The organism is Cereibacter ovatus (assembly GCF_900207575.1).
GTDB lineage: Bacteria > Pseudomonadota > Alphaproteobacteria > Rhodobacterales > Rhodobacteraceae > Cereibacter_A > Cereibacter_A ovatus.
On sequence record NZ_OAOQ01000009.1, the window covers coordinates 1 to 22,640 of the forward strand.

General features: G+C 66.2%; 21 protein-coding genes and 1 pseudogene. 18 read left to right on the forward strand and 4 right to left on the reverse strand.

Annotation, left to right across the window (positions count from 1 at the left end; all coding sequences use genetic code 11):
- Positions 1-435: 435 nt before the first annotated feature.
- Both glmS and glmU read right to left on the reverse strand, forming a co-directional pair.
- Positions 436-2,247: a glutamine--fructose-6-phosphate transaminase (isomerizing) gene (glmS, locus tag CRO07_RS10700; protein ID WP_097030689.1), complete on the reverse strand. Its 1,812-nt coding sequence runs from the start codon at positions 2,245-2,247 to the stop codon at positions 436-438.
- Positions 2,247-3,608: a bifunctional UDP-N-acetylglucosamine diphosphorylase/glucosamine-1-phosphate N-acetyltransferase GlmU gene (gene glmU / locus CRO07_RS10705; RefSeq protein ID WP_097030690.1), complete on the reverse strand. Its 1,362-nt coding sequence runs from the start codon at positions 3,606-3,608 to the stop codon at positions 2,247-2,249. Before glmU ends, glmS begins: the two co-directional genes overlap by 1 nt.
- A 100-nt stretch (positions 3,609-3,708) precedes the next feature.
- Here glmU and CRO07_RS10710 point away from each other — a divergent pair, with 100 nt between their 5' ends.
- The gene (locus tag CRO07_RS10710) at positions 3,709-4,371 is read left to right on the forward strand and encodes an HAD hydrolase-like protein (RefSeq protein WP_097030691.1); all 663 of its coding nucleotides are present in this window, start codon (positions 3,709-3,711) and stop codon (positions 4,369-4,371) included.
- Positions 4,372-4,478: 107 nt separating this feature from the next.
- Here CRO07_RS10710 and CRO07_RS10715 read toward each other — a convergent pair whose 3' ends face one another.
- Positions 4,479-4,928 carry a CreA family protein gene (locus tag CRO07_RS10715; RefSeq protein ID WP_097030786.1) on the reverse strand — a complete coding sequence of 150 codons (450 nt, stop codon included), beginning with the start codon at positions 4,926-4,928 and terminating at the stop codon, positions 4,479-4,481.
- 128 nt (positions 4,929-5,056) lie between these two features.
- Between CRO07_RS10715 and CRO07_RS10720 the strand changes: the two genes are divergently transcribed.
- Entirely contained in the window at positions 5,057-6,217 is a 1,161-nt protein-coding gene (locus CRO07_RS10720) for an isovaleryl-CoA dehydrogenase (protein ID WP_097030692.1), read from the forward strand.
- A 124-nt stretch (positions 6,218-6,341) separates the two neighbouring features.
- Here the strand turns inward: CRO07_RS10720 and CRO07_RS10725 are convergent, their stop codons facing one another.
- The gene (locus CRO07_RS10725) at positions 6,342-6,944 is read right to left on the reverse strand and encodes an OmpW/AlkL family protein (RefSeq protein ID WP_097030787.1); all 603 of its coding nucleotides are present in this window, start codon (positions 6,942-6,944) and stop codon (positions 6,342-6,344) included.
- Between the two features lie 143 nt (positions 6,945-7,087).
- Between CRO07_RS10725 and CRO07_RS10730 the strand changes: the two genes are divergently transcribed.
- From CRO07_RS10730 to CRO07_RS10805, 16 genes and pseudogenes are all read left to right on the forward strand, one after another.
- Positions 7,088-8,692 (forward strand): carboxyl transferase domain-containing protein, encoded by a 1,605-nt coding sequence (locus tag CRO07_RS10730; protein WP_097030693.1) that lies wholly within the window; start codon positions 7,088-7,090, stop codon positions 8,690-8,692.
- Between the two features lie 97 nt (positions 8,693-8,789).
- Positions 8,790-10,730 (forward strand): acetyl-CoA carboxylase biotin carboxylase subunit, encoded by a 1,941-nt coding sequence (locus CRO07_RS10735; RefSeq protein WP_097030694.1) that lies wholly within the window; start codon positions 8,790-8,792, stop codon positions 10,728-10,730.
- Entirely contained in the window at positions 10,723-11,574 is an 852-nt protein-coding gene (locus tag CRO07_RS10740) for a hydroxymethylglutaryl-CoA lyase (RefSeq protein ID WP_097030695.1), read from the forward strand. The genes CRO07_RS10735 and CRO07_RS10740 overlap by 8 nt, the downstream gene beginning before the upstream one ends.
- Positions 11,575-11,589: 15 nt before the next feature.
- The gene (locus CRO07_RS10745; RefSeq protein ID WP_097030696.1) at positions 11,590-12,378 is read left to right on the forward strand and encodes a crotonase/enoyl-CoA hydratase family protein; all 789 of its coding nucleotides are present in this window, start codon (positions 11,590-11,592) and stop codon (positions 12,376-12,378) included.
- 221 nt (positions 12,379-12,599) lie between these two features.
- Positions 12,600-12,965: an NADH-quinone oxidoreductase subunit A gene (locus tag CRO07_RS10750; protein ID WP_097030697.1), complete on the forward strand. Its 366-nt coding sequence runs from the start codon at positions 12,600-12,602 to the stop codon at positions 12,963-12,965.
- Positions 12,962-13,486 carry a NuoB/complex I 20 kDa subunit family protein gene (locus CRO07_RS10755; protein ID WP_176504556.1) on the forward strand — a complete coding sequence of 175 codons (525 nt, stop codon included), beginning with the start codon at positions 12,962-12,964 and terminating at the stop codon, positions 13,484-13,486. Before CRO07_RS10750 ends, CRO07_RS10755 begins: the two co-directional genes overlap by 4 nt.
- Positions 13,487-13,497: 11 nt before the next feature.
- The gene (locus CRO07_RS10760) at positions 13,498-14,100 is read left to right on the forward strand and encodes an NADH-quinone oxidoreductase subunit C (protein WP_097030699.1); all 603 of its coding nucleotides are present in this window, start codon (positions 13,498-13,500) and stop codon (positions 14,098-14,100) included.
- Between the two features lie 9 nt (positions 14,101-14,109).
- Positions 14,110-15,321 carry an NADH-quinone oxidoreductase subunit D gene (locus CRO07_RS10765; RefSeq protein WP_097030700.1) on the forward strand — a complete coding sequence of 404 codons (1,212 nt, stop codon included), beginning with the start codon at positions 14,110-14,112 and terminating at the stop codon, positions 15,319-15,321.
- Positions 15,321-16,031 (forward strand): annotated as a pseudogene (gene nuoE, locus CRO07_RS10770) (NADH-quinone oxidoreductase subunit NuoE); the annotation flags it as partial. The gene CRO07_RS10765 and the pseudogene nuoE, both read left to right, overlap by 1 nt.
- A 159-nt stretch (positions 16,032-16,190) precedes the next feature.
- Complete coding sequence (nuoF, locus tag CRO07_RS10775) at positions 16,191-17,486, forward strand: NADH-quinone oxidoreductase subunit NuoF (protein WP_097030788.1); 1,296 nt, start codon at positions 16,191-16,193, stop codon at positions 17,484-17,486.
- Positions 17,487-17,570: 84 nt separating this feature from the next.
- Positions 17,571-19,586 carry an NADH-quinone oxidoreductase subunit NuoG gene (gene nuoG, locus CRO07_RS10780; RefSeq protein WP_097030702.1) on the forward strand — a complete coding sequence of 672 codons (2,016 nt, stop codon included), beginning with the start codon at positions 17,571-17,573 and terminating at the stop codon, positions 19,584-19,586.
- A gap of 7 nt (positions 19,587-19,593) precedes the next feature.
- A complete protein-coding gene (locus CRO07_RS10785; RefSeq protein ID WP_097030789.1) occupies positions 19,594-19,998 on the forward strand; it encodes a hypothetical protein in 405 nt (134 codons plus the stop codon).
- Between the two features lie 27 nt (positions 19,999-20,025).
- Entirely contained in the window at positions 20,026-21,063 is a 1,038-nt protein-coding gene (gene nuoH / locus CRO07_RS10790; RefSeq protein ID WP_097030703.1) for an NADH-quinone oxidoreductase subunit NuoH, read from the forward strand.
- Between the two features lies 1 nt (position 21,064).
- Positions 21,065-21,568 (forward strand): NADH-quinone oxidoreductase subunit NuoI, encoded by a 504-nt coding sequence (nuoI, locus tag CRO07_RS10795; RefSeq protein ID WP_097030704.1) that lies wholly within the window; start codon positions 21,065-21,067, stop codon positions 21,566-21,568.
- The gene (locus tag CRO07_RS10800; RefSeq protein WP_097030705.1) at positions 21,565-21,975 is read left to right on the forward strand and encodes a carboxymuconolactone decarboxylase family protein; all 411 of its coding nucleotides are present in this window, start codon (positions 21,565-21,567) and stop codon (positions 21,973-21,975) included. The genes nuoI and CRO07_RS10800 overlap by 4 nt, the downstream gene beginning before the upstream one ends.
- A complete protein-coding gene (locus CRO07_RS10805; RefSeq protein ID WP_097030706.1) occupies positions 21,972-22,586 on the forward strand; it encodes an NADH-quinone oxidoreductase subunit J in 615 nt (204 codons plus the stop codon). The genes CRO07_RS10800 and CRO07_RS10805 overlap by 4 nt, the downstream gene beginning before the upstream one ends.
- Positions 22,587-22,640 lie beyond the last annotated feature (54 nt).

The following is a 22,640-nucleotide window of genomic DNA, read 5'->3' on the forward strand; positions in this document are numbered from 1 at the left end:
CGGAATGGTGGACCAATCCCGGCGCAGGGTTGCGAGCCACGAGAGCACGGCGCAGGGCTTCTACCGCGAGATCACGCTTCAGGCGATCACTCGTGCGGGACCACGATGAAACAAGGGTCTATGCCGCACGACGGATGGCGGAAGGCAAGACGCGCCGCGAGATCGTGCGATGCGTCAATCGCTACATCGTGCGCGAAATCTACCGGCACCTCTGCGCGCCAACGGTGCCTGCCCGCGAGCCTTGACGAATATAGGAGCATCGAATACCGGAAGCTCGCCCGTGTGGCAGTCGATCACCAGGGCGAGCGTGGCCCAGCCGTCCCGCTCGGCCCAGAACCGCCGCTCGATCTCCAGCTTCTCCAGGGTCCGGTCATCGTTTTCGCCATGCGCGAGCTTTGTTTTGCGCGGACATCCGTGCCGACAAGAGGCTGCCCGCTATTCGACCGTCACCGATTTCGCAAGGTTGCGCGGTTGATCGACGTCGGTGCCCTTGGCGATGGCGGTGTGATAGGCCAGAAGCTGGGCTGGAACCGCGTAAAGGATCGGGGCGAGGAAGTCGGGAACCTCGGGCATGGCCAGCGTTTCCCAGCAGCCTGCGCCGGCCTCGTCGATGCCGCTCAGGTCCGAGATCAGCAGAACCTTGCCGTGGCGGGCCATCACTTCCTGCATGTTCGACACCGTCTTGTCGAACAACCCGTCCCGCGGTGCCATCACGATCACCGGAACGCGGTTGTCGATCAGTGCGATGGGGCCGTGCTTCAACTCGCCCGAGGCATAGCCTTCGGCATGGATGTAGCTGATTTCCTTCAGTTTCAGTGCGCCTTCCAGCGCAAGCGGATACATCGGCCCGCGCCCGAGGAACAGGATGTCCTGTGCTTCGGCCAGCTCGCCCGCCATGGCGCGGATCGCGGCGGCAAGGCCAAGCGCGTGGTTCATCAGCCCCGGCAGACTTGCCAGCGCATCCAGCCGCCGCGACAGATCCTCGGCCCCAAGCCGCCCGCGGTCCTGCGCGGCCTTCAGCGCCAGCAGCAGCAACACCGTCAACTGACAGGTGAAGGCCTTGGTCGAGGCCACGCCGACCTCGACCCCGGCCAGGATCGGCAGCGCCAGATTGGCCTCGCGCGCGATGGACGAGGTCGGCACGTTCACCACCGCCAGCGTGCGCGCCACCTTGTCACCGACATGGCGCAAGGCGGCCAGCGTGTCGGCAGTCTCGCCTGACTGGCTGACAAAGATCGCCCAGGATGCGGGCGACAGCACCGGCTCGCGATAGCGGAACTCGGATGCGATATCGATATCGGCAGGAAGACCCGCGATCTGTTCGAACCAGTATTTCGCCACATGGCAGGCATAAGAGGCGGTGCCGCAGGCCACCAGCGTCACCCGGTCGACGGCGGCGAAATCGACACCCGGCAGATTGATCCGGCCGTTCTGGATGTAATGGCGCAGCGCATCGGCCAACACCACCGGCTGTTCGGCAATCTCTTTGGCCATGAAGTGCTTGTAGCCGGCCTTCTCGATCCGGGTCGCATCGATCTGGATCCGGGTCATGGCGCGGTTCACCCGACGGCCCGCGGGGTCGAAGATCTCGGCGCCGGCGCGCGTCACCACCGCCCAGTCGCCTTCTTCCAGATAGGTGATCGCATCGGTCATCGGCGCCAGCGCGATCGCGTCAGAGCCCACGAACATCTCGCCGTCGCCATGTCCGATGGCCAGCGGCGATCCCTTGCGCGCGGCGATCAGCAGGTCGTCCTCGCCCTCGAACAGAAAGCACAGCGCAAAGGCGCCATGCAGCCGCGACAGGGTCCGCGCCGCCGCTTCGCGCGGCGAAAGACCGCCGGCCATGTGCATCTGCGTCAGAAGCGCCACGGTTTCCGTATCGGTCTGGGTCCCGGGCGTGAAGCCCGCGGCGGTCAGTTCGGCCCGCAGTTCGCGGAAGTTCTCGATGATGCCATTGTGGACCACCGCAACCGGGCCGGCCTGATGGGGATGGGCATTGGTCACCGTCGCCGCGCCGTGGGTGGCCCAGCGGGTGTGGCCGATGCCGGTCTTGCCCGGCAGCGGGTCATGCACCAGAAGGTCCGACAGGTTGACCAGCTTGCCCACCGCCCGCCTGCGGTCAAGCTTGCCCGCGTTCACCGTGGCGATCCCGGCCGAATCGTAGCCGCGATATTCCAGCCGCTTCAGCGCCTCGACCAGCAGGGGCGCCACCTCATGGTTGCCGAGAACCCCGACGATACCGCACATCAGTTTGTCTCCTTCTTCGCGGCCTTTTCGGCGCGGAACCGCTCGATCAGGCGGGTGGCAAGGCCGGGCTTGTTCACCTGTTTCGCCCGCGCGACCGCCAGCGCCTCGGCCGGCACCTCGCCGGTGATGACCGACCCCGAGGCCGTCATCGCCCGCGCCCCCACCGTGACCGGGGCCACCAGCATCGTGTCCGAGCCGATGAAGGCATGGGCGCCGATTGTCGTGCGGTGTTTCGATACGCCGTCATAGTTGCAGGTGACCGTGCCCGCGCCGATGTTGGTCTGTTCGCCCACATGCGCGTCGCCCAGATAGGTCAGGTGGCCCACCTTCACGCCTTCATCCAGCACGGAATTCTTGATCTCGACGAAATTGCCGACATGGACATCCTCGGCCAGTTCCGCGCCGGGACGCAGCCGCGCGAACGGCCCCACCGTCGCCCCGCGCGAGATATGGCACCCTTCAAGATGGCAGAAGGCACGGATCTCGGCCCCGGATTCGACCGTCACGCCGGGGCCGAACACCACGTTGGGGCCGACGATGGCATCACGGCCCAGATAGGTATCCAGCGCGAAGAACACCGTTTCGGGCGCGGTCAGGGTCACGCCGTCCTCCAATGCGGCGGCGCGGGCGCGGCGCTGAAATTCCGCCTCTGCATCAGCCAGTTGCGCACGGGTGTTCACGCCCAGCGTCTCGGATTCGTCGCAGATCACCACGCCGGCCGACAGGCCCCGCGTGCGGGCCAGTTCGATGATGTCGGTCAGGTAGTATTCACCCGCCGCATTGTCATTTCCCACCTCGGAGACCAGCGCGAACAGCATCAGCGCCTCGGCGCAGATCACGCCGGAATTGCAGAGGGTTATCGCGCGTTCCTGATCCGTCGCATCCTTCCATTCAATGATGCGTTCCAGATCCTCGCCGCGGGTCACAAGCCGGCCGTAGCGGCCCGGATCAGCGGCCTGAAAGCCCAGCACCACGATGGCATGGCGCTCGCGCGCCTCCAGCATCCGGTCCAGCGTCTCGGGGCGGATGAAGGGCGTGTCGCCGTAAAGCACCACCGCATCGCCGGGCGCATCGGCCAACAGGGGCGCGGCCTGTGCCACCGCATGGGCGGTGCCAAGCTGTTCGGCCTGAACCACCACATCCACCGTCTCGTCGAAGGCGCGGGCAGCCTTTGCCACCTGTTCCGCCCCATGGCCGGCCACGACCACCATCCGCTCAGGCTCCAGCGACTGGCCGGCGCGCATCGCGTGATGCAGCAGCGGCGCCGCGCCCAGCGGGTGCAGCACTTTCGGCAGGTCCGAGTTCATCCGGGTGCCTTGTCCGGCAGCCAGCACGATCAGCGAAACGGACGGACGGTTCATCGGCACCCTTTCCTTTGCGGTGTGCCCGTTTTAACCGGGTTCCCTGTGTCCGCAAGGCCGCGGGCTTCACACTGTCTTACGGGCTGTTTCAGGGGGCGCGATGCGCACGGTTGTCTTCGATCTTGACGGCACGCTTGCCGATACCAGCGCCGATCTGATCGCATCGGCCAATGCCTGTTTCCGGGCGCTGGGGCAGGGCGAGCCGCTGGACCCGCAGGCCGATGCGCTGACGGCGTTTCACGGCGGCCGCGCCATGTTGCGGCTGGGGTTCCAGCGGCTGGGCGGCGCCCCCGAATCCGAGATCGACCGGCAATATCCGCTGCTGCTGGAAAACTACCGCGGCGCCATCGCTGTCCATACCCGCCTATATCCCGGCGCCCGTGACGCGGTAAAGCGGTTGCGCGCCATGGGCTATGCCACCGCGATCTGCACCAACAAGCCCGAGGCGCTGGCCGAGACGCTGCTGGGTCTGATGCAGATCCGGCACCTGTTCGATGCGATGATCGGCGCCGACACGCTGCCGGTGCGCAAGCCCGACCCCGCGCCCTATGTCGCGTCGGTGACGCGGGCGGGCGGGGCGGTCGGGCGCTCGATGCTGGTGGGCGACACATCGACCGACCGCGAAACCGCCCGCGCGGCGGGTGTGCCGGTGGCGCTGGTGACCTTCGGCCCCGAAGGCCAGGGTGTGGCCCGTCTTGCCCCCGAGGCGCTGCTGAACCATTTCGACGATCTGCCGGCACTGGCGGCGCGGCTGATCGGCTGACGGGCGCCTTGCCCGACCGGTGTTTCCCGCGCGCCGCCTGCTTTCCCGCGCGCCACAGCAGGGCGTCTTGTGGGGCATCCTGTGCGGGGCGGCGCCGCTTTTGCCCCCTATTCCCGGGCCCGCCACAGCGGCACGGTCGAGATCGACATCTTGGCCGAGCCTTCCGACAGTTCGCGCGCATGGACCAGATAGATCAGCGTGTCGTTCGGCTCGTCATAGATCCGCGTCACCCGCAGCGATTTCAGCACCAATGATCGGCCCTCGCGAAAGATTTCCTCGCCGTCGCGCCCGCGGTCGATATCGCCCATCGTGACCGGCCCGGTCTGGCGGCAGGCGATCGAGGCGTTTGACGGGTCTTCGAACCAGTTGCCCTGCCGCAGACGGTCGATCACCGAACGGTCGAAATAGGCGATGTGGCAGGTGACGCCCTGCACCTGCGGATCGGGGATCGCCTCGATCAGGATGTCGTTGCCGACCCAGTCCACCCCCACCTTGCCGACCACCTCGGCTTGCACCGGCGCCGCCGCAAGGGCCAGCGCGATCCAGACTGCCTTCATGCGCACCTCCTGTTTGCCGCCAGCATGGCGCAGATCCGCCCGCCGCGACAGACCCATGCACGACGCACTTGACCGTTGCCCCCCGAATCGGCAAGAAATGAACATTCGTTCAATAAAGGGTCTTCCCCATGTTCCACGCCCCGATGAACTTCGATCTCGGCGATGACATCGCCGCGCTGCGCGAAACGGTCCATGCCTGGGCGCAAGAGAGGGTGAAGCCGATGGCCGCCCGCATCGACCGCGACAACGTCTTTCCGGCCGAACTTTGGCGCGAAATGGGCGATCTGGGCCTGCTGGGCATCACCGTGCCCGAAGCCTTTGGCGGCTCTGACATGGGCTATCTGGCCCATACGGTGGCGGTCGAGGAAATCGCCCGCGCCTCGGCCTCGGTCTCGCTGTCCTACGGCGCCCATTCCAACCTGTGCGTGAACCAGATCCGGCTGAACGGCACCGATGCGCAGAAGGCGCGATACCTGCCGAAGCTGGTTTCGGGCGAACATGTCGGCGCGCTGGCGATGTCAGAGGCAGGGTCGGGGTCCGATGTGGTGTCGATGAAGCTGCGCGCCGACAAGCGCGACGGCTGCCATGTGCTGAACGGCACGAAATACTGGATCACCAACGGTCCGGATGCCGATGTGCTGGTGGTTTATGCCAAGACCGATCCGCAGGCGGGCGCCCGGGGTATCACCGCCTTCCTGATCGAGCGGGGAATGAAGGGCTTTTCCACCGGCCCGCATCTCGACAAGGTCGGCATGCGCGGCTCGAACACCGGCGAACTGATCTTCGACAATTGCGAAGTGCCGGACGAGAATATCCTTGGCGCCGAGGGCAAAGGCGTCCGGGTGCTGATGTCGGGGCTGGATTACGAACGGGTGGTGCTGTCGGGGATTGGCACCGGGATCATCGCCGCCTGTCTCGATGAGGTGGTGCCCTATTGCCAGACCCGCCAGCAGTTCGGCCAGCCGATCGGGCAGTTCCAGCTGATGCAGGGCAAGCTGGCCGACATGTATGTCGCGCTGAACACCTCGCGCGCCTACGTCTACGAGGTGGCGAAAGCCTGCGATCTGGGCCGCGTGACCCGCGCCGACGCCGCGGGCTGCGTGCTTTACGCATCCGAGCAGGCGATGGTTCAGGCGCATCAGGCGGTGCAGGCGCTGGGCGGGGCAGGGTTCCTGAACGACTCGGTGGTCAGCCGGCTGTTCCGCGACGCCAAGCTGATGGAGATCGGGGCCGGCACGTCCGAAATCCGCCGGATGCTGGTGGGCCGCGAACTGATGGCGGCGGGCTGAAACGATGGCCCCCCGATCCGGCAGGCAGACCGCGGCCTCCCCAGCGGGCAAGACAAGACCCGCGGGCAGGATGGCTGCCGCCCGCGGGTTGGCCCGGCCCGGTCAGTCCGGGCCGGTCAAGGGATCAGAACTTCCAGATATACGAGACGCCGACCACAACCGGGTCGATCTCGGCCTCGCCGATCTTTGTCCCGTTCAGCGTCACGTCGCTGTCGATATCCATCCAGCGCACATCGGCCCGGATCGCGTTGCGGTCGTTCAGCGCATAGTCGAAGCCGGCATGAACCGACAGGCCCCAGCTGTCGTCCAGTTCCAGGTCGCCAAGCGCGGTCTCTTCGCTGAAGAAGGTCACATAGGTGATACCGGCGCCCAGGAACGGCTTGAAGGCTGTGGAGGTCGGGAAGTGATATTGCAGCGACAGTGTCGGCGGCAGGTGCTTGACCGTCGCGCTGCCCACGCCCGGCAAGTCAACGTCGTGCTTGAATGGGGTCGCAGCCAGCAGTTCGATCCCAAGATTGTCACGGATGAAATATTCGAAGGTGATCGTGGGCTGAATCTCATTGCTGACGTCGGCTTCGACGCCTGCGACGGTCCCATTGCCCGACTTCGGCATCACGCTGCCGAAACCCAGACCGATGGTGTAATCCCCCGCCGATTGCGCGGCCACCGGCACGGCGACCAGAAGGGAAAGGCTGGCGGCGACGGCCGCGGGAATCATCCTGTGCATCTGCATACCCTGAAGTTAACGACTGGCGCGACCCTCTCTCCCTCGTGGCACGCTTTCCTTGATCTGCGTCAATCGCATTCCCCTCTGCGCGCGCCGCAGGCATCGCTGCCACACAAGATCACCCTCTGCCTCACGAGGCTGCCATGAAACTCGCCTCCCGTGTCCTGCCCTCGTCCGAAAGCTTCCGCCGCAACCGCGAGGCGCACCTGGCCCTGATCGCCGACATCGCCCGTGCGGCGGATCTTGCCGCAGCCGGCGGTGGCCCCGCGGCACAGGCCCGCCACGCCGCCCGCGGCAAACTTCCCCCGCGCGAAAGGGTGGCGGGCCTGCTCGATCCCGGCTCGCCATTTCTGGAAATCGGCGCCTTTGCCGCGCATGGCATGTATGACGGCGCAGCCCCCGCCGCGGGCGTCATCGCCGGCATCGGCCGCGTCCACGGCGCCGAGGTCATGGTGGTCTGCAACGACGCCACGGTGAAAGGCGGCACCTACTATCCGATGACGGTGAAAAAACACCTGCGCGCGCAGGAAATCGCCGCCGAATGCCGCCTGCCTTGCGTCTATCTGGTGGATTCGGGCGGCGCCAACCTGCCCAACCAGGACGAGGTCTTTCCCGACCGCGACCATTTCGGCCGCATCTTCTTCAATCAGGCCCGGATGAGCGCGGCCGGCATCCCCCAGATCGCGGTGGTCATGGGCTCTTGCACTGCGGGCGGCGCCTATGTGCCGGCCATGTCCGATGTCACGATCATCGTCCGGGATCAGGGCACGATCTTTCTGGCCGGCCCGCCCCTTGTGCGGGCGGCAACCGGAGAGGTGGTTTCGGCCGAGGATCTGGGTGGTGGCGATGTCCACACCCGCCTGTCGGGCGTGGCCGACTACCTCGCCGAGGACGACGCCCATGCGCTGATCCTTGCCCGCCGCGCGCTGGGCAACCTGAACCGCACCCGCCCCGCGACGGTCCAGTGGCAAAGCCCCGAAGATCCCGCCCACGATCCCGAAGACATCCTCGGTCTCGTCCCCGCGGACCTCCGCACTCCGTGGGACATCCGCGAACTGATCGCGCGCATCACCGACGGCTCTCGCTTTGACGAATTCAAACCGCGCTTCGGTGAAACCCTGGTCACAGGCTTTGCCCATCTCATGGGCTGCCCGGTCGGGATCGTGGCCAACAACGGCGTGCTGTTCTCCGAAGCCGCGATCAAGGGCGCGCATTTCATCGAACTCTGCTCGCAACGCGCGATCCCGCTCATCTTCCTGCAAAACATCACCGGCTTCATGGTCGGCCGCAAATATGAAAACGAAGGCATCGCCCGCCACGGCGCCAAGATGGTGACAGCGGTCGCCACCACCGCGGTGCCCAAGATCACCATGCTGGTCGGCGGCTCGTTCGGCGCGGGCAACTACGGCATGGCGGGCCGCGCCTACAGCCCCCGCTTCCTCTGGACCTGGCCCAACTCGCGCATTTCGGTCATGGGCGGCGAACAGGCCGCGGGCGTCCTCGCCACGGTCCGCGGCGACGCCTTGGCCCGCGCCGGAACCCCCTGGACTCCGGAAGACGAAGCCGCCTTCAAACGCCCCACGATCGAGATGTTCGACCGCCAAAGCCACCCGCTCTACGCCTCGGCCCGCCTCTGGGATGATGGCATCGTGGACCCGCGCAAAACCCGCGAAACCCTTGCGCTCTCCCTCTCCGCCGCCCTCAACGCCCCGATCGAACCCACCCGCTTCGGCCTTTTCCGCATGTGACCATGCCCACCCTGCACCCTTTCATTCTGGCTCAAATATCCTCGGGGGGTCCGGGGGGCAGACAGCCCCCCGGCGCCGGCCCCGGACGCGAGGTCTCATGTTCCGCAAGATCCTGATCGCCAACCGCGGCGAGATCGCCTGCCGTGTCATCGCCACCGCCCGCCGCCTCGGCATCTCCACCGTCGCGGTGTTTTCCGACGCCGACGCCGCCGCCCTTCATGTCGCGCTGGCCGACGACTCCCGCCACATCGGCGGCGCGCAGCCGGCCGACAGCTACCTGCGCGCCGACCGCATCATTCAGGCCGCGCTGGCCACCGGCGCCGAGGCGATTCACCCGGGCTACGGCTTCCTGTCGGAAAACCCCGATTTCGTCGATCAGGTCACCGCCGCGGGCCTGACCTTCATCGGTCCCTCGGCCGATGCGATCCGTGCCATGGGCCTCAAGGACGCGGCCAAGGCGCTGATGGAAAAGGCCGGCGTTCCCGTGGTCCCCGGCTATCATGGCGAGGATCAGGAACCCGATCATCTGGCGGTCATGGCGGCCGAGATCGGCTATCCGGTGCTGATCAAGGCGGTGGCCGGCGGGGGCGGCAAGGGGATGCGCCGCGTCGACCGCGCCGCCGATTTTGCCGATGCGCTGGCCTCGGCCCGCGCCGAGGCCCGGACCGCTTTCGGCAATGACGCCGTCCTGATCGAGAAATACATCGACCAGCCCCGCCATATCGAGATCCAGATCTTCGGTGACGGCACCGATGCCGTCCACCTCCACGAACGCGACTGCTCGTTGCAACGCCGCCATCAGAAGGTGATCGAGGAAGCCCCGGCCCCCGGCATGACCCCCGAGATGCGCGCGGCGATGGGCGAGGCCGCCGTCCGTGCCGCCCGTGCCATCGGCTACCGCGGGGCGGGCACCTGCGAATTCATCGTCGACGGCTCGGACGGTCTGCGCCCCGACCGCTTCTGGTTCATGGAGATGAACACCCGCCTTCAGGTCGAACATCCCGTGACCGAGGCCGTGACCGGCATCGACCTTGTGGAATGGCAACTGCGCATCGCCAGTGGCGAACCCTTGCCGCTGACGCAGGCGCAGATCCCCCTGATCGGTCATGCCTTCGAGGCCCGCCTTTACGCCGAAGACGTGCCGGCGGGCTTTCTTCCCGCCACCGGCCGGCTGGATCACCTGCGCTTCGCCGACGGCATCCGTGCCGATACCGGCGTGCGCAGCGGCGACCGGATCAGCCCGTGGTATGATCCGATGATCGCCAAGATTGTCGCGCACGGCCCCTCGCGCGCGGCGGCGCTGAATCGTCTGGCCCGCGCACTGGAAGACACCGAGGTTGCCGGCACCGTCACCAACCTTGCCTTTCTGTCCCGCCTTGCCCGCCATCCCGGCTTTGCCGCGGGCCGCGTCGATACCGGCCTGATCGCCCGCGACATCGCCAGCCTGACAGACCCCGCGCCGGTCACCCCTGCCATCACCGCGGCGGCGCTTCTGACCGCTGAACTGGGCACCGCGGCCGCCCCGCTGCAAGGGTTCACGCTGTGGTCGCCGCTGCGCCGCCATGCCCGGCTGCGGCTGGGGGCGGACGAGATCGCCGCCGCGATCACGCTGGACGGCCCCGGCCGCGCGCGGGTGGAACTGGCGGGCGCGACCCTTTCCGCCCGCCTGAAGCCCGAGGGATGGGAGGTCGAGGGCACCCACCCCGGCCGCGTGCTGTGCCTGCCCGATGCGGTCCATGTCTTTGCCCGGTCCGGCACCGTCCGCTTCACCATCCCCGATCCGTTCGACCGCGGCACCGATGACGGTGCGACCGGGGGCCTGACGCTGTCGCCCATGCCGGGCCTTGTGCGCGAAGTGGCGGTGCGCCCGGGCGAGCGGGTCGAAAAGGGTGACCGCCTTGCCGTGATCGAGGCGATGAAGATGGAGCATGTCCTGACCGCCGCGCGCGACGGCACGGTGGCCGAGGTTCTGGTGGAACCCGGCGCGCAGGTCGAGGCCGGCGCCGCACTGGTGCGGCTGGAGGAGACCGATGGCTGACTTTGTCGAGATATTCGAGGTCGGCCCCCGCGACGGCTTGCAGAACGAGCCGCGCCCGATCCCTACGTCCGACAAGATCGCGCTGGTCGACCGGCTGTCGGCCTGCGGCTTTCGCCGGATCGAGGTGGCAAGTTTCGTCAGCCCGAAATGGGTGCCGCAGATGGCCGATGGCGCAGAGGTGCTGGCCGGCATCGCCCGCCCGCCCGGCGTGCGCTTTGCGGCGCTTGCCCCCAATCTGAAGGGCTATCAGGCCGCCCGCGCCGCGCAGGTGGATGAGGTCGCGGTGTTCGTCTCGGCCTCGGAAGGGTTCTCGCGCGCCAATCTGAACTGCACCGTGGCCGAAAGTCTTGATCGGCTGGCCCCGATTGCCGAGGCCGCCCGCGCCGACGGGATGCGGCTGCGCGGCTATGTCTCGATGGTGGTGGACTGCCCCTTCGACGGCGCGACCCCGCCCGGTGCGGTGGCGCGGGTCGTGGCGGCGCTGCGTGATCTGGGCTGCGCCGAGGTCTCGCTGGGCGATACCGTGGGCCGCGCCACGCCCGAAGGCTTCGATGCGATGCTGGCCGCGGTGCTGACCGAAATGCCGGCCACCGGCCTTGCGGCCCATTGCCACGATACCGCGGGCCGCGCGCTTTCGGTGATCGATGCGGCGCTGGAACGGGGCCTGCGGGTGGTCGATGCCTCGGTCGGGGGGCTGGGGGGCTGTCCCTATGCGCCGGGTGCGGCGGGCAATGTCGCGACCGAAACAGTCGCGGCCCATCTTGCAGCGCGCGGCTACCGCACCGGGCTGGACATGGTGGCACTGGCCGAAGCCGCCGCCTTCGCGCGGCGTCTGCGCGGCTGACAGCAGGGGAAACAGATGTTCGACACGATCCACATCACACAGGACGCCCGTGGCATCGCCACGCTGGAACTGCATCGCCCCGACAAGCACAATGCGATGTCGGCCGCCATGATCGAAGAACTGACCGAAGCCGCGGCGCGTCTGGGCGCCGATCCGTCGGTGCGCGTCGTGGTGTTGGCCGCCGCGGGCGACAGTTTCTGCGCGGGCGGCGATCTGGGCTGGATGCGGGCGCAGATGCAGGCCGATGGCGCCACCCGCGCCGCCGAGGCGCGCAAGCTGGCCCATATGCTGCGTGCGCTGAACGAGCTGCCCAAGCCGCTGATCGCGCGGGTTCAGGGGCAGGCGTTCGGCGGCGGGCTGGGGCTGATCTCGGTCTCGGACATCGCGGTGGGGGTGCAGGGGGCGCGCTTCGGGCTGACCGAGACCCGGCTTGGGCTGATCCCTGCGACCATCGGTCCCTATGTCGCCGCGCGCATCGGTGCGGCCGCGGCGCGGCGGGTCTTCTTCTCGGCGCGACTGTTTGACGCCGACGAGGCCGCTCGGCTTGGATTCCTGTCCTTGGTCGTGGCGCCTGCCGATCTGGATGCGGCGATCGAGGCCGAAGTGGCCCCGTTTCTGGCCTGTGCGCCCGGTGCCGTGGCCGAGGCCAAGGCGCTGCTGCGCCGCTTTGCCCCCCCGATCGACGCGGCGATGATCGAGACCAGCATTGCCGCACTGGTCGCGCGTTGGGAAAGCCCCGAAGCCGCCGAGGGCGTCGGCGCCTTCTTCGCCCGCCGCCCGCCGGACTGGGCGCCAAAGGCCTGAGTCGCTCCTGCTTCGGCGGTGAAGTCTGCGCCCGACGCCTTGCTGAATAAGCGAAATTTCGGTTCACCATTGTATACCAATGGGATAACCTACATCGGACTAGCGGTGTTTTGTCGCGACCTTCGGTTGACCGCGACTTGGGCGCAGAGTAAACGGAGCGTGAGCACGTGACTGCCTGAGCCTCTTGATCCGGGGCCAGCCGCCAGCCGAAGGAGCCGCCCATGGACGAACTTCTCCGAGAGTTTCTGCCCATCGTCATCCTGACGATTCTGGCGGGGGGGCTCGGTCTCATCCTCATGCTGTCGGCCGTCATCATCGCCGTGCGCAAGCCCGACCCCGAGAAGGTCTCGGCCTACGAATGCGGGTTCAATGCCTTTGATGACGCCCGTATGAAATTCGAGGTGCGGTTCTACCTCGTCTCGATCCTGTTCATCATCTTCGACCTCGAAGTGGCCTTCCTGTTCCCGTGGGCGGTGGCCTTCGGTGAGATGTCGATGACCGCGTTCTGGTCAATGATGGTGTTTCTGGCCGTCCTGACCATCGGCTTCGCCTATGAATGGAAGAAGGGGGCGCTGGAATGGCAATGACCGGCCTGAATACCGCGGGCGTCGATCTGGATCACGCCACAGCCGGCCTCAACCGCGAGCTTCAGGACAAGGGCTTCCTGCTGACCACGACGGAAGACCTGATCAACTGGGCGCGCACCGGATCGCTGCACTGGATGACCTTCGGTCTGGCCTGCTGCGCGGTCGAGATGATGCACACCTCGATGCCGCGCTATGACGTGGAACGCTTCGGGGTGGCGCCGCGCGCATCCCCGCGGCAGTCCGACGTGATGATCGTGGCCGGCACGCTGACCAACAAGATGGCGCCTGCGCTGCGCAAGGTCTACGATCAGATGCCGGAACCGCGCTATGTGATCTCGATGGGGTCCTGTGCGAATGGCGGGGGCTACTATCACTACAGCTATTCGGTGGTGCGGGGCTGCGACCGGATCGTTCCTGTCGATATCTATGTGCCGGGTTGTCCGCCCACCGCCGAGGCGCTGCTTTACGGCATCCTGCAGTTGCAGCGGAAGATCCGCCGCACCGGCACCATCACGCGCTGAAGGAGAGATCGATGGCCGAAGCCCTTCAGGAACTGGCCGCGCATGTCAAAATGCGCCAGCCCGACGCGGTGCTGGGACACCGGATCGCCTTTGGCGAGCTGACGCTGGATGTGGTGCCGAACCGGATCTTGGGCCTGACCGAGTTCCTGCGCTCGGACAGTTCCTGCCGCTTCTCCTCGCTGGTGGATATCACCGCGGTCGATCACCCCGAACGGGCGGCCCGGTTCGATGTCGTCTATCACTTCCTGTCGATGTATCAGAACCATCGCATCCGCCTGAAGATGCAGGTGCGCGAAGATGACGTGGTGGCCTCGATCCATTCGGTCCACCCCTCGGCCAACTGGTTCGAGCGCGAGATCTTCGACATGTTCGGCATCCTGTTTTCGGGCCATCCCGATCTGCGCCGCATCCTGACCGACTACGGCTTTCGCGGTCACCCGATGCGCAAGGATTTTCCGACCACCGGCTACACCGAAGTGCGCTATGACGAGATGCAGAAGCGCGTGGTCTATGAGCCGGTGAAACTGGTGCAGGAATACCGCCAGTTCGACTTCCTGTCGCCGTGGGAGGGGGCAGACTACATCCTGCCGGGCGATGACAAGGCGCGGGCGTAAGGGGGCGGCATGATGGATAGCAAATTCGACGACGTGCTGACCGGCGAGCAGAAGCTGCGCAACTTCAACATCAACTTCGGCCCGCAACACCCTGCTGCGCACGGTGTTCTTCGCCTTGTGCTTGAGCTGGACGGCGAGGTGGTGGAACGCTGCGATCCGCATATCGGCCTGCTGCACCGCGGCACCGAAAAGCTGATGGAAAGCCGGACCTACCTTCAGAACCTGCCCTATTTCGACCGGCTGGATTATGTGGCGCCGATGAACCAGGAACATGCCTGGTGTCTGGCGATCGAGAAGCTGACCGGCGTTCAGGTTCCGCGCCGCGCCAGCCTGATCCGGGTGCTGTATTCCGAGATCGGCCGCATCCTGAACCATCTCTTGAACGTGACCACGCAAGCGATGGACGTGGGCGCGCTGACCCCGCCGCTCTGGGGGTTCGAGGAACGCGAAAAGCTGATGGTGTTCTACGAACGTGCCTCGGGGGCGCGGCTGCACGCGGCCTATTTCCGGCCGGGCGGGGTGCATCAGGATCTGACGCCGCAGCTGATCGACGATATCGAGGAATGGGCCGACCATTTCCCGAAGGTGCTGGACGATATCGACGGCCTTTTGACCGAGAACCGGATCTTCAAACAGCGCAACGCCGATATCGGCGTGGTGACGGAAAAGGACATCCTCGACTGGGGCTTTTCCGGCGTGATGGTGCGCGGCTCGGGTCTGGCGTGGGATCTGCGGCGTTCGCAGCCCTATGAATGCTATGACGAGTTCGACTTCCAGATCCCGGTGGGCAAGAACGGCGACTGTTTCGACCGCTACCTCTGCCGGATGGAAGAGATGCGGCAGTCGACGAAGATCATCCGTCAGTGCCTTGAAAAGCTTCGGGTGGAAAAGGGCGATGTGCTGGCGCGCGGCAAGCTGACCCCGCCGCCGCGCGGCGAGATGAAGACCTCGATGGAGGCGCTGATTCATCACTTCAAGCTTTATACCGAGGGTTTCCACGTTCCGGCCGGCGAGGTCTATGCCGCCGTCGAGGCGCCCAAGGGCGAGTTCGGCGTTTATCTTGTCGCCGATGGCACCAACCGGCCCTATCGCGCCAAGATCCGCGCGCCGGGATTTTTGCATCTGCAAGCCATGGACTACCTCGCCAAGGGCCACCTGCTGGCCGATGTGTCCGCCATCATCGGCACGCTCGACGTCGTGTTCGGGGAGATCGACCGCTAATGCTTCGCCGCCTGCATCACGAACAGCCCGCCAGCTTCGCCTTCACCCCGGCGAACCTTGAATGGGCCCGGGGCCAGATCAGCAAATATCCCGAAGGCCGGCAGGCCTCGGCGGTCATTCCGCTGTTGTGGCGCGCACAGGAACAGGAAGGCTGGTTGACGAAAGCGGCCATCGAACATGTCGCTGACATGTTGGGCATGGCGCATATCCGGGCGCTGGAAGTGGCGACCTTCTACTTCATGTTCCAGTTGCAACCCATTGGATCGGTTGCCCATATCCAGATCTGTGGCACGACGTCCTGCCTGATCTGCGGCGCCGAGGATCTGATCCGGGTCTGCCGTGAAAAGATTGCGCCGAACCCGCATCAGTTGTCGCCCGACGGCCGTTTCTCGTGGGAGGAAGTCGAATGTCTGGGCGCCTGCGCCAATGCGCCGATGGCCCAGATCGGCAAGGATTATTATGAGGATCTGACCGCCGAGACGCTGTCTTCGCTGATCGACCGTTTCTCGGGCGGCGAGGTTCCTCGGCCCGGCTCGCAGATCGGGCGCTTTTCGTCGGAACCGGCGGGCGGCCTGACCAGCCTGACCGAACTGGGGGCGCAGAGTTCGGAGCTGAACGGCTCGGTGGCGCTGGCGGTCGGCATCGGTGACACGGTCAAGCGCATCGACGGGACCGAGGTTCCGATCCTGACGCCATGGCGCGCGGGGCGCGGCTAGGGCAGGCCACCCGGGCAGGCAGGCCCGGGCTTGAAAGGATGGCGCAGCGGGCGCGGCCTTTCCTTCGATCTGGCGGGGTTCGCCGGGTTCAACACGGCGCGCCGGCAGGCCGGCGGAACTGGCCAAGGGGCCGGGCGAGATGAGGACGAAGCGATGCTGAAGGATCAGGACCGGATCTTCACCAACCTCTACGGGATGCAGGATCGCAGCCTGAAAGGCGCGATGGCGCGGGGCCAGTGGGACCGGACGGCGGATCTGCTGGCGCTGGGGCGCGACAAGATCATCGACATCGTCAAGGCCTCGGGGCTGCGCGGGCGCGGGGGGGCGGGGTTCCCGACCGGCCTGAAATGGTCCTTCATGCCCAAACAGTCGGACGGCCGCCCGTCCTATCTGGTCATCAACGCCGACGAATCCGAACCCGCGACCTGCAAAGACCGCGAGATCATGCGCCACGACCCCCACACGCTGGTCGAGGGCGCGCTGCTCTCGGGCTTCGCGATGGGGGCGGTCGCGGCCTACATCTACATCCGCGGCGAATACATCCGCGAGAAAGAGGCGCTTCAGGCCGCCATCGACGAGGCCTATAGCGCGGGCCTGCTGGGCCGCAATGCCTGCAAGTCGGGCTATGATTTCGACGTGTACCTGCACCACGGCGCGGGCGCCTACATCTGCGGCGAGGAAACCGCGCTGCTGGAAAGCCTGGAAGGCAAGAAGGGGATGCCGCGGATGAAGCCGCCGTTCCCGGCCGGCTCTGGGCTTTATGGCTGCCCGACCACGGTGAACAACGTCGAATCCATCGCGGTGATCCCCTCGATCCTGCGCCGCGGCGGCGAATGGTTTGCGGGCTTTGGCCGGCCTAACAATGCCGGCGTCAAGCTGTTTGCCATGTCGGGCCATGTGAACACGCCCTGCGTCATCGAAGAGTCGATGTCGATCAGCATGAAAGAGCTGATCGAAAAGCACGGCGGCGGGGTGCGCGGCGGCTGGAAGAACCTGAAGGCGGTGATCCCGGGCGGTGCGTCCTGTCCGATCATCCCGGCCAGCCAGTGCGAAGACGCGATCATGGACTATGACGGGATGCGAGAGCTGAAGTCCTCTTTCGGCACCGCCTGCATGATCGTGATGGACCAGCAGACCGATGTCATCAAGGCGGTCTGGCGGCTGGCCAAGTTCTTCAAGCATGAAAGCTGCGGCCAGTGCACGCCCTGCCGCGAAGGCACCGGCTGGATGATGCGGGTGATGGAACGTCTTGTCCGCGGCGATGCCGAGGTCGAGGAAATCGACCTGCTGCTGTCGGTGACCAAGCAGGTCGAAGGCCACACGATCTGCGCGCTGGGCGATGCGGCGGCCTGGCCGATCCAGGGCCTGATCCGGCATTACCGCGAAGAGATCGAAGACCGTATCAAGGCGAAAAAGACCGGGCGCATGGGCGCCATGGCGGCGGAATGACCTTGCGCGGGCCTTCGGGTCCGCGCGCGACGGAACGAAACCTGCGCGGCCCGGCGGCCGCACCCAAGGCGGCGGAGTAGGCGGATGAGCACCCTGAAGAAGATCATCATCGACGGCATCGAAGTCGAGGTCGACGGCGCCATGACGCTTTTGCAGGCCGCCGAGGAAGTCGGGATCGAAATCCCGCGCTTCTGCTATCACGAACGGCTGTCGATCGCCGGCAACTGCCGGATGTGTCTGGTCGAGGTGGTGGGCGGCCCGCCCAAGCCTACCGCCTCCTGCGCGATGCAGGTGCGTGACCTGCGCGGCGGCCCGAACGGCGAGCCGCCTTTGGTCAAGACCAACTCTCCCATGGTCAAGAAGGCCCGCGAAGGGGTGATGGAGTTCCTGCTGATCAACCACCCGCTCGACTGCCCGATCTGCGATCAGGGCGGCGAATGCGATTTGCAGGATCAGGCCATGGCCTATGGCGTGGATTTCAGCCGCTACCGCGAGCCGAAGCGTGCGTCGGAAAACCTGGACCTTGGCCCGCTGGTGGCGACGCAGATGACGCGCTGCATTTCCTGCACCCGCTGCGTGCGCTTTACCACCGAAGTGGCCGGCATCACCCAGATGGGCCAGACCGGGCGCGGCGAAGACAGCGAGATCACCAGCTATCTGAACCAGACGCTCGATTCGAACCTTCAGGGCAACATCATCGACCTTTGCCCGGTCGGTGCGCTGACCTCGAAGCCCTATGCCTTCACGGCCCGGCCGTGGGAACTGACCAAGACCGAAAGCATCGACGTGATGGATGCCTTGGGCTCGAACATCCGCATCGACACCAAGGGCCGCGAGGTCATGCGCATCCTGCCGCGCAACCATGACGGCGTGAACGAGGAATGGATCAGCGACAAGTCGCGCTTTGTCTGGGATGGTCTGCGCCGCCAGCGCCTTGACGTGCCCTATGTGCGCGAGAACGGCAAGCTGCGGAAGGCGTCCTGGGCCGAGGCGCTGGCCACGGCGGCGGCGGCGATGAAGGGCCGCAAGGTCGCGGGTCTTGTCGGTGATCTGGCCCCGGTCGAGGCCGCCTGGTCGCTGAAGCTGCTGGTCGAAGGGCTGGGTGGTCGCATCGAATGCCGGACCGACGGTGCCCGTCTGCCGGCGGGCAACCGGTCGGCCTATGTCGGCACCGCCGCGATCGAGGATATCGACACCGCGAAGCGTATCGTGCTGATCGGCACCGATCCGCGCAACGAGGCGCCGGTTCTGAACGCCCGCATCCGCAAGGCCTGGGCGCAGGGCGCCGAGGTCAGCCTGATCGGCAAGCCGGTCGATCTGACCTATGACCATGCCCATCTTGGCACCGATCGCGCCGCGCTGGTCAGCCTTGCCGCGCAGCCGGTGGATGAGGCGCGCCGCGGCGGCATCGTGATCGTCGGGCAGGGCGCGCTGACCGAAGCCGATGGCGAAGCGGTGCTGGCCCATGCGATGAAGCTGACCGAGGCGATGGGCGCGAAGCTTCTGGTTCTGCACACCGCCGCCGCCCGTGTGGGTGCGATGGATGCGGGCTGCGTCACCGAAGGCGGGATGCCCGCCGCGATCGAGGGCGCCGAGGTCATCTTCAATCTGGGGGCCGACGAGGTCGAGATCGCCCCGGGCGCCATCGTGATCTATCAGGGCAGCCACGGCGACCGCGGCGCGCACCGGGCCGATGTGATCCTGCCGGCTGCGGCCTGGACCGAGGAAGCCGGTCTGTTCGTCAACACCGAAGGTCGTCCGCAACTGGCGTTCCGTGCGGGCTTCCCGCCGGGCGAGGCGAAAGAGAACTGGGCGATCCTGCGGGCACTGTCGGCCGAACTGGGCCAGACCCTGCCGTGGGACACGCTGCCCGCGCTGCGCCGCAAGCTGGTCGAGGCCGTGCCGCATCTGGGCCGCATCGACCGGGTGGCTGCGAACGACTGGCAGCCGCTGCCGCTGCGCGATCCGGCCCGCGCCGATTTCCGGCTGGCGGTGCGCGATTTCTATCTGACCAACCCGATTGCGCGGGCCTCGGCGCTGATGGGCGAGGTGTCGGCACTGGCCGCCGCGCGCCGTCACCCCCCGCTTGCGGCGGAGTGACCCGATGATGCATCCGGCCGCCATCGCCTCGGTCGGGCTCGCGCTGGCGGGCCTTGCGGCCTGTGGCGCGGCCGACGAGGCGGGGGCGCCGGACGAAAACTTTGCCCCCGACTACCGCGGGGCCGAGGTGCGGATGCTGGATGCCGAGTTGATCCAGGTTCTGGTCGCCATGAAGGGCGCGCGCGGCATTGCGGATGTCGAGGATCATGCCCGCTGCGTGGCCGCCGGGCAGGCGCAGGCCCGCGGGCAGGGCTTCCTGCGGCACCTGCGAACAAATGTCGCACGAAGGGCTGGCCTTTGGCAGGGCGATGCGATTTACACCATGTCGGCCGCGCTGCCCCGCGGCCTGAGGACGATCGACGCCGCGGTGACGGTGCGCGATTGCCGCAAACAGGGAATACCGACGATATGACGATCGGCTTGAGGGATGCGAGGCGCCATGGATGACTTCATGAACAGCGGGGCGGGAACCGTGCTTCTGATCGCGGCCCAGGGGCTTCTGGTCATCGGCTTCGTGATGATCTCGCTTCTGTTCCTTGTCTATGGCGACCGCAAGATCTGGGCGGCGGTGCAGCTGCGGCGCGGCCCGAACGTGGTCGGTGTCTTCGGTCTGCTTCAGACCGTGGCCGATGCCGCCAAATACATCTTCAAGGAAGTGGTCATCCCTGCGGGTGTCGACCGGCCGGTGTTCTTCCTTGCGCCGCTGATCTCGTTCGTTCTGGCGGTGCTGGCCTGGGCGGTGATCCCGTTCAGCCCGGGCTGGGTGCTGTCGGACATCAACGTGGCGATCCTGTTCGTCTTCGCCGCCTCGTCGCTGGAAGTTTACGGCGTCATCATGGGCGGTTGGGCGTCGAACTCGAAGTATCCGTTCCTCGGCTCCTTGCGCTCGGCCGCGCAGATGATCTCTTACGAGGTGTCTCTCGGCTTGATCATCATCGGGATCATCATCTCGACCGGCTCGATGAACCTGACCCATATCGTCGAAGCGCAGGACGGCTCGTTCGGGCTGCTGAACTGGTATTGGCTGCCGCATCTGCCGATGGTGGCGCTGTTCTTCATCTCGGCGCTGGCCGAGACCAACCGCCCGCCCTTCGACCTGCCGGAAGCGGAATCCGAACTCGTGGCCGGGTTCCAGGTCGAATACAGCTCGACCCCGTTCCTGCTGTTCATGGCCGGCGAATATATCGCCATCTTCCTGATGTGCGCGCTGATGAGCCTTCTGTTCTTCGGCGGCTGGCTCTCGCCCATCCCGGGTCTGCCCGACGGCGCCTTCTGGATGGTGCTGAAGATGGCGTTCTTCTTCTTCCTGTTCGCGATGGTGAAGGCCATCGTGCCGCGCTACCGCTATGACCAGCTTATGCGGATCGGCTGGAAGGTGTTCCTGCCGCTCAGCCTGGCCTGGGTCGTGCTGGTGGCGTTCCTTGCGAAATTCGAAGTGTTCGGCGGCTTCTGGGCCCGCTGGGCGATGGGGGGCTGACATGGCCAGGACTGGCGCAATCGACTACGGCCGCGCGGCCAAGTATTTCCTGCTGTTCGACTTCATCAAGGGCTTCGGTCTTGGCATGAAGTATTTCTTCGCCCCCAAGACCACGCTGAACTATCCGCATGAAAAGGGGCCGCTGTCGCCCCGCTTTCGCGGCGAACATGCGCTGCGCCGCTATCCCAACGGCGAGGAACGCTGCATCGCCTGCAAACTCTGCGAGGCGGTCTGCCCGGCGCAGGCCATCACCATCGACGCCGAACCGCGCGAGGACGGCAGCCGCCGCACCACGCGCTATGACATCGACATGACGAAATGCATCTACTGCGGCTTCTGCCAGGAAGCCTGCCCGGTGGATGCCATCGTCGAGGGCCCGAACTTCGAGTTTTCCACCGAAACCCGCGAAGAGCTTTTCTACACCAAGGAAAAGCTCTTGGACAACGGCGCCCGCTGGGAAGCCGAGATCGCCCGCAACCTTGAACTGGATGCGCCCTACCGATGAACGAGGAACTGTCCAGAATGTTCAAGGCGATGATCGAGCAGGGCCACGAGATGGCGCGCTCGTTCAACCCCGCGCTCGAGCATTTTCAGGTGAAGGGTTTTGAAAAGCTGATCCCCACCATGTCGAAGGACGTGATGGAGATGTGGTTCGGCAAGACCTTCAACCGCGAAGGTCTGGACGCCAAGACCCGGCTTCTGGTGACACTGGCCGCGCTGACGGTGCTGGGCGCGCAGGCCGAACCGCAGTTGCGCATGACTATCCGTCACGCGCTGACGGCCGGGGCCACCAAGCGCGAGATCGCGGAAGTGATCTGGCAGATGAGCATGTTCGGCGGCCTGCCCGCCATGCAGAAGGCGCTGGACGTGGCCCAGAGCGTCTTTTCCGAGTTCGAGGAGGAAGCCGAATGACCATCGCCGATCTGGCCTTTTACTGCTTTGCCGTGCCGGCCGTGTTCGCGGCGCTGATGGTGGTGATCTCGCGCAACATGGTTCATTCCGTGCTGTGGCTGATCCTTGTGTTTCTCAGCTCGGCCGGGATGTTCGTCCTGCTGGGGGCAGAGTTCGTCGCCATGCTGCTGGTGATCGTCTATGTCGGCGCGGTGGCGGTGCTGTTCCTGTTCGTCGTGATGATGCTGGATGTCGATTTCGCCGCGCTGAAGGGGCAGGTGTCGCGGTACATGCCGCTGGCTGCGCCGATGGGGCTGGTGATCCTGCTGCAACTGTCGATGGGGGTGGGCGCATGGGTTCAGGCCGATGCCGCGCCGGGGTTGCGCCAGTCGGTGACGCCCGATCCGATTCAGGTCGAGAACACCCGCGCGCTGGGGCTGCTGATCTATGACAAGTATCTCTACCTGTTCCAGGCCGCGGGGCTGATCCTTCTGGTGGCGATGGTGGGGGCGATCCTGCTGACGCTGCGCGACCGCAAGGATGTCAAGCGTCAGAACGTGCTGGCGCAGATGTGGCGCGATCCGGCGAAGGCGATGGAACTGAAAGACGTGAAGCCGGGGCAGGGCCTGTAAAGGCCCCGACCCACGGGATGAAGGACAGGGCGCGGGCGCGTCGGAGGGACGGAC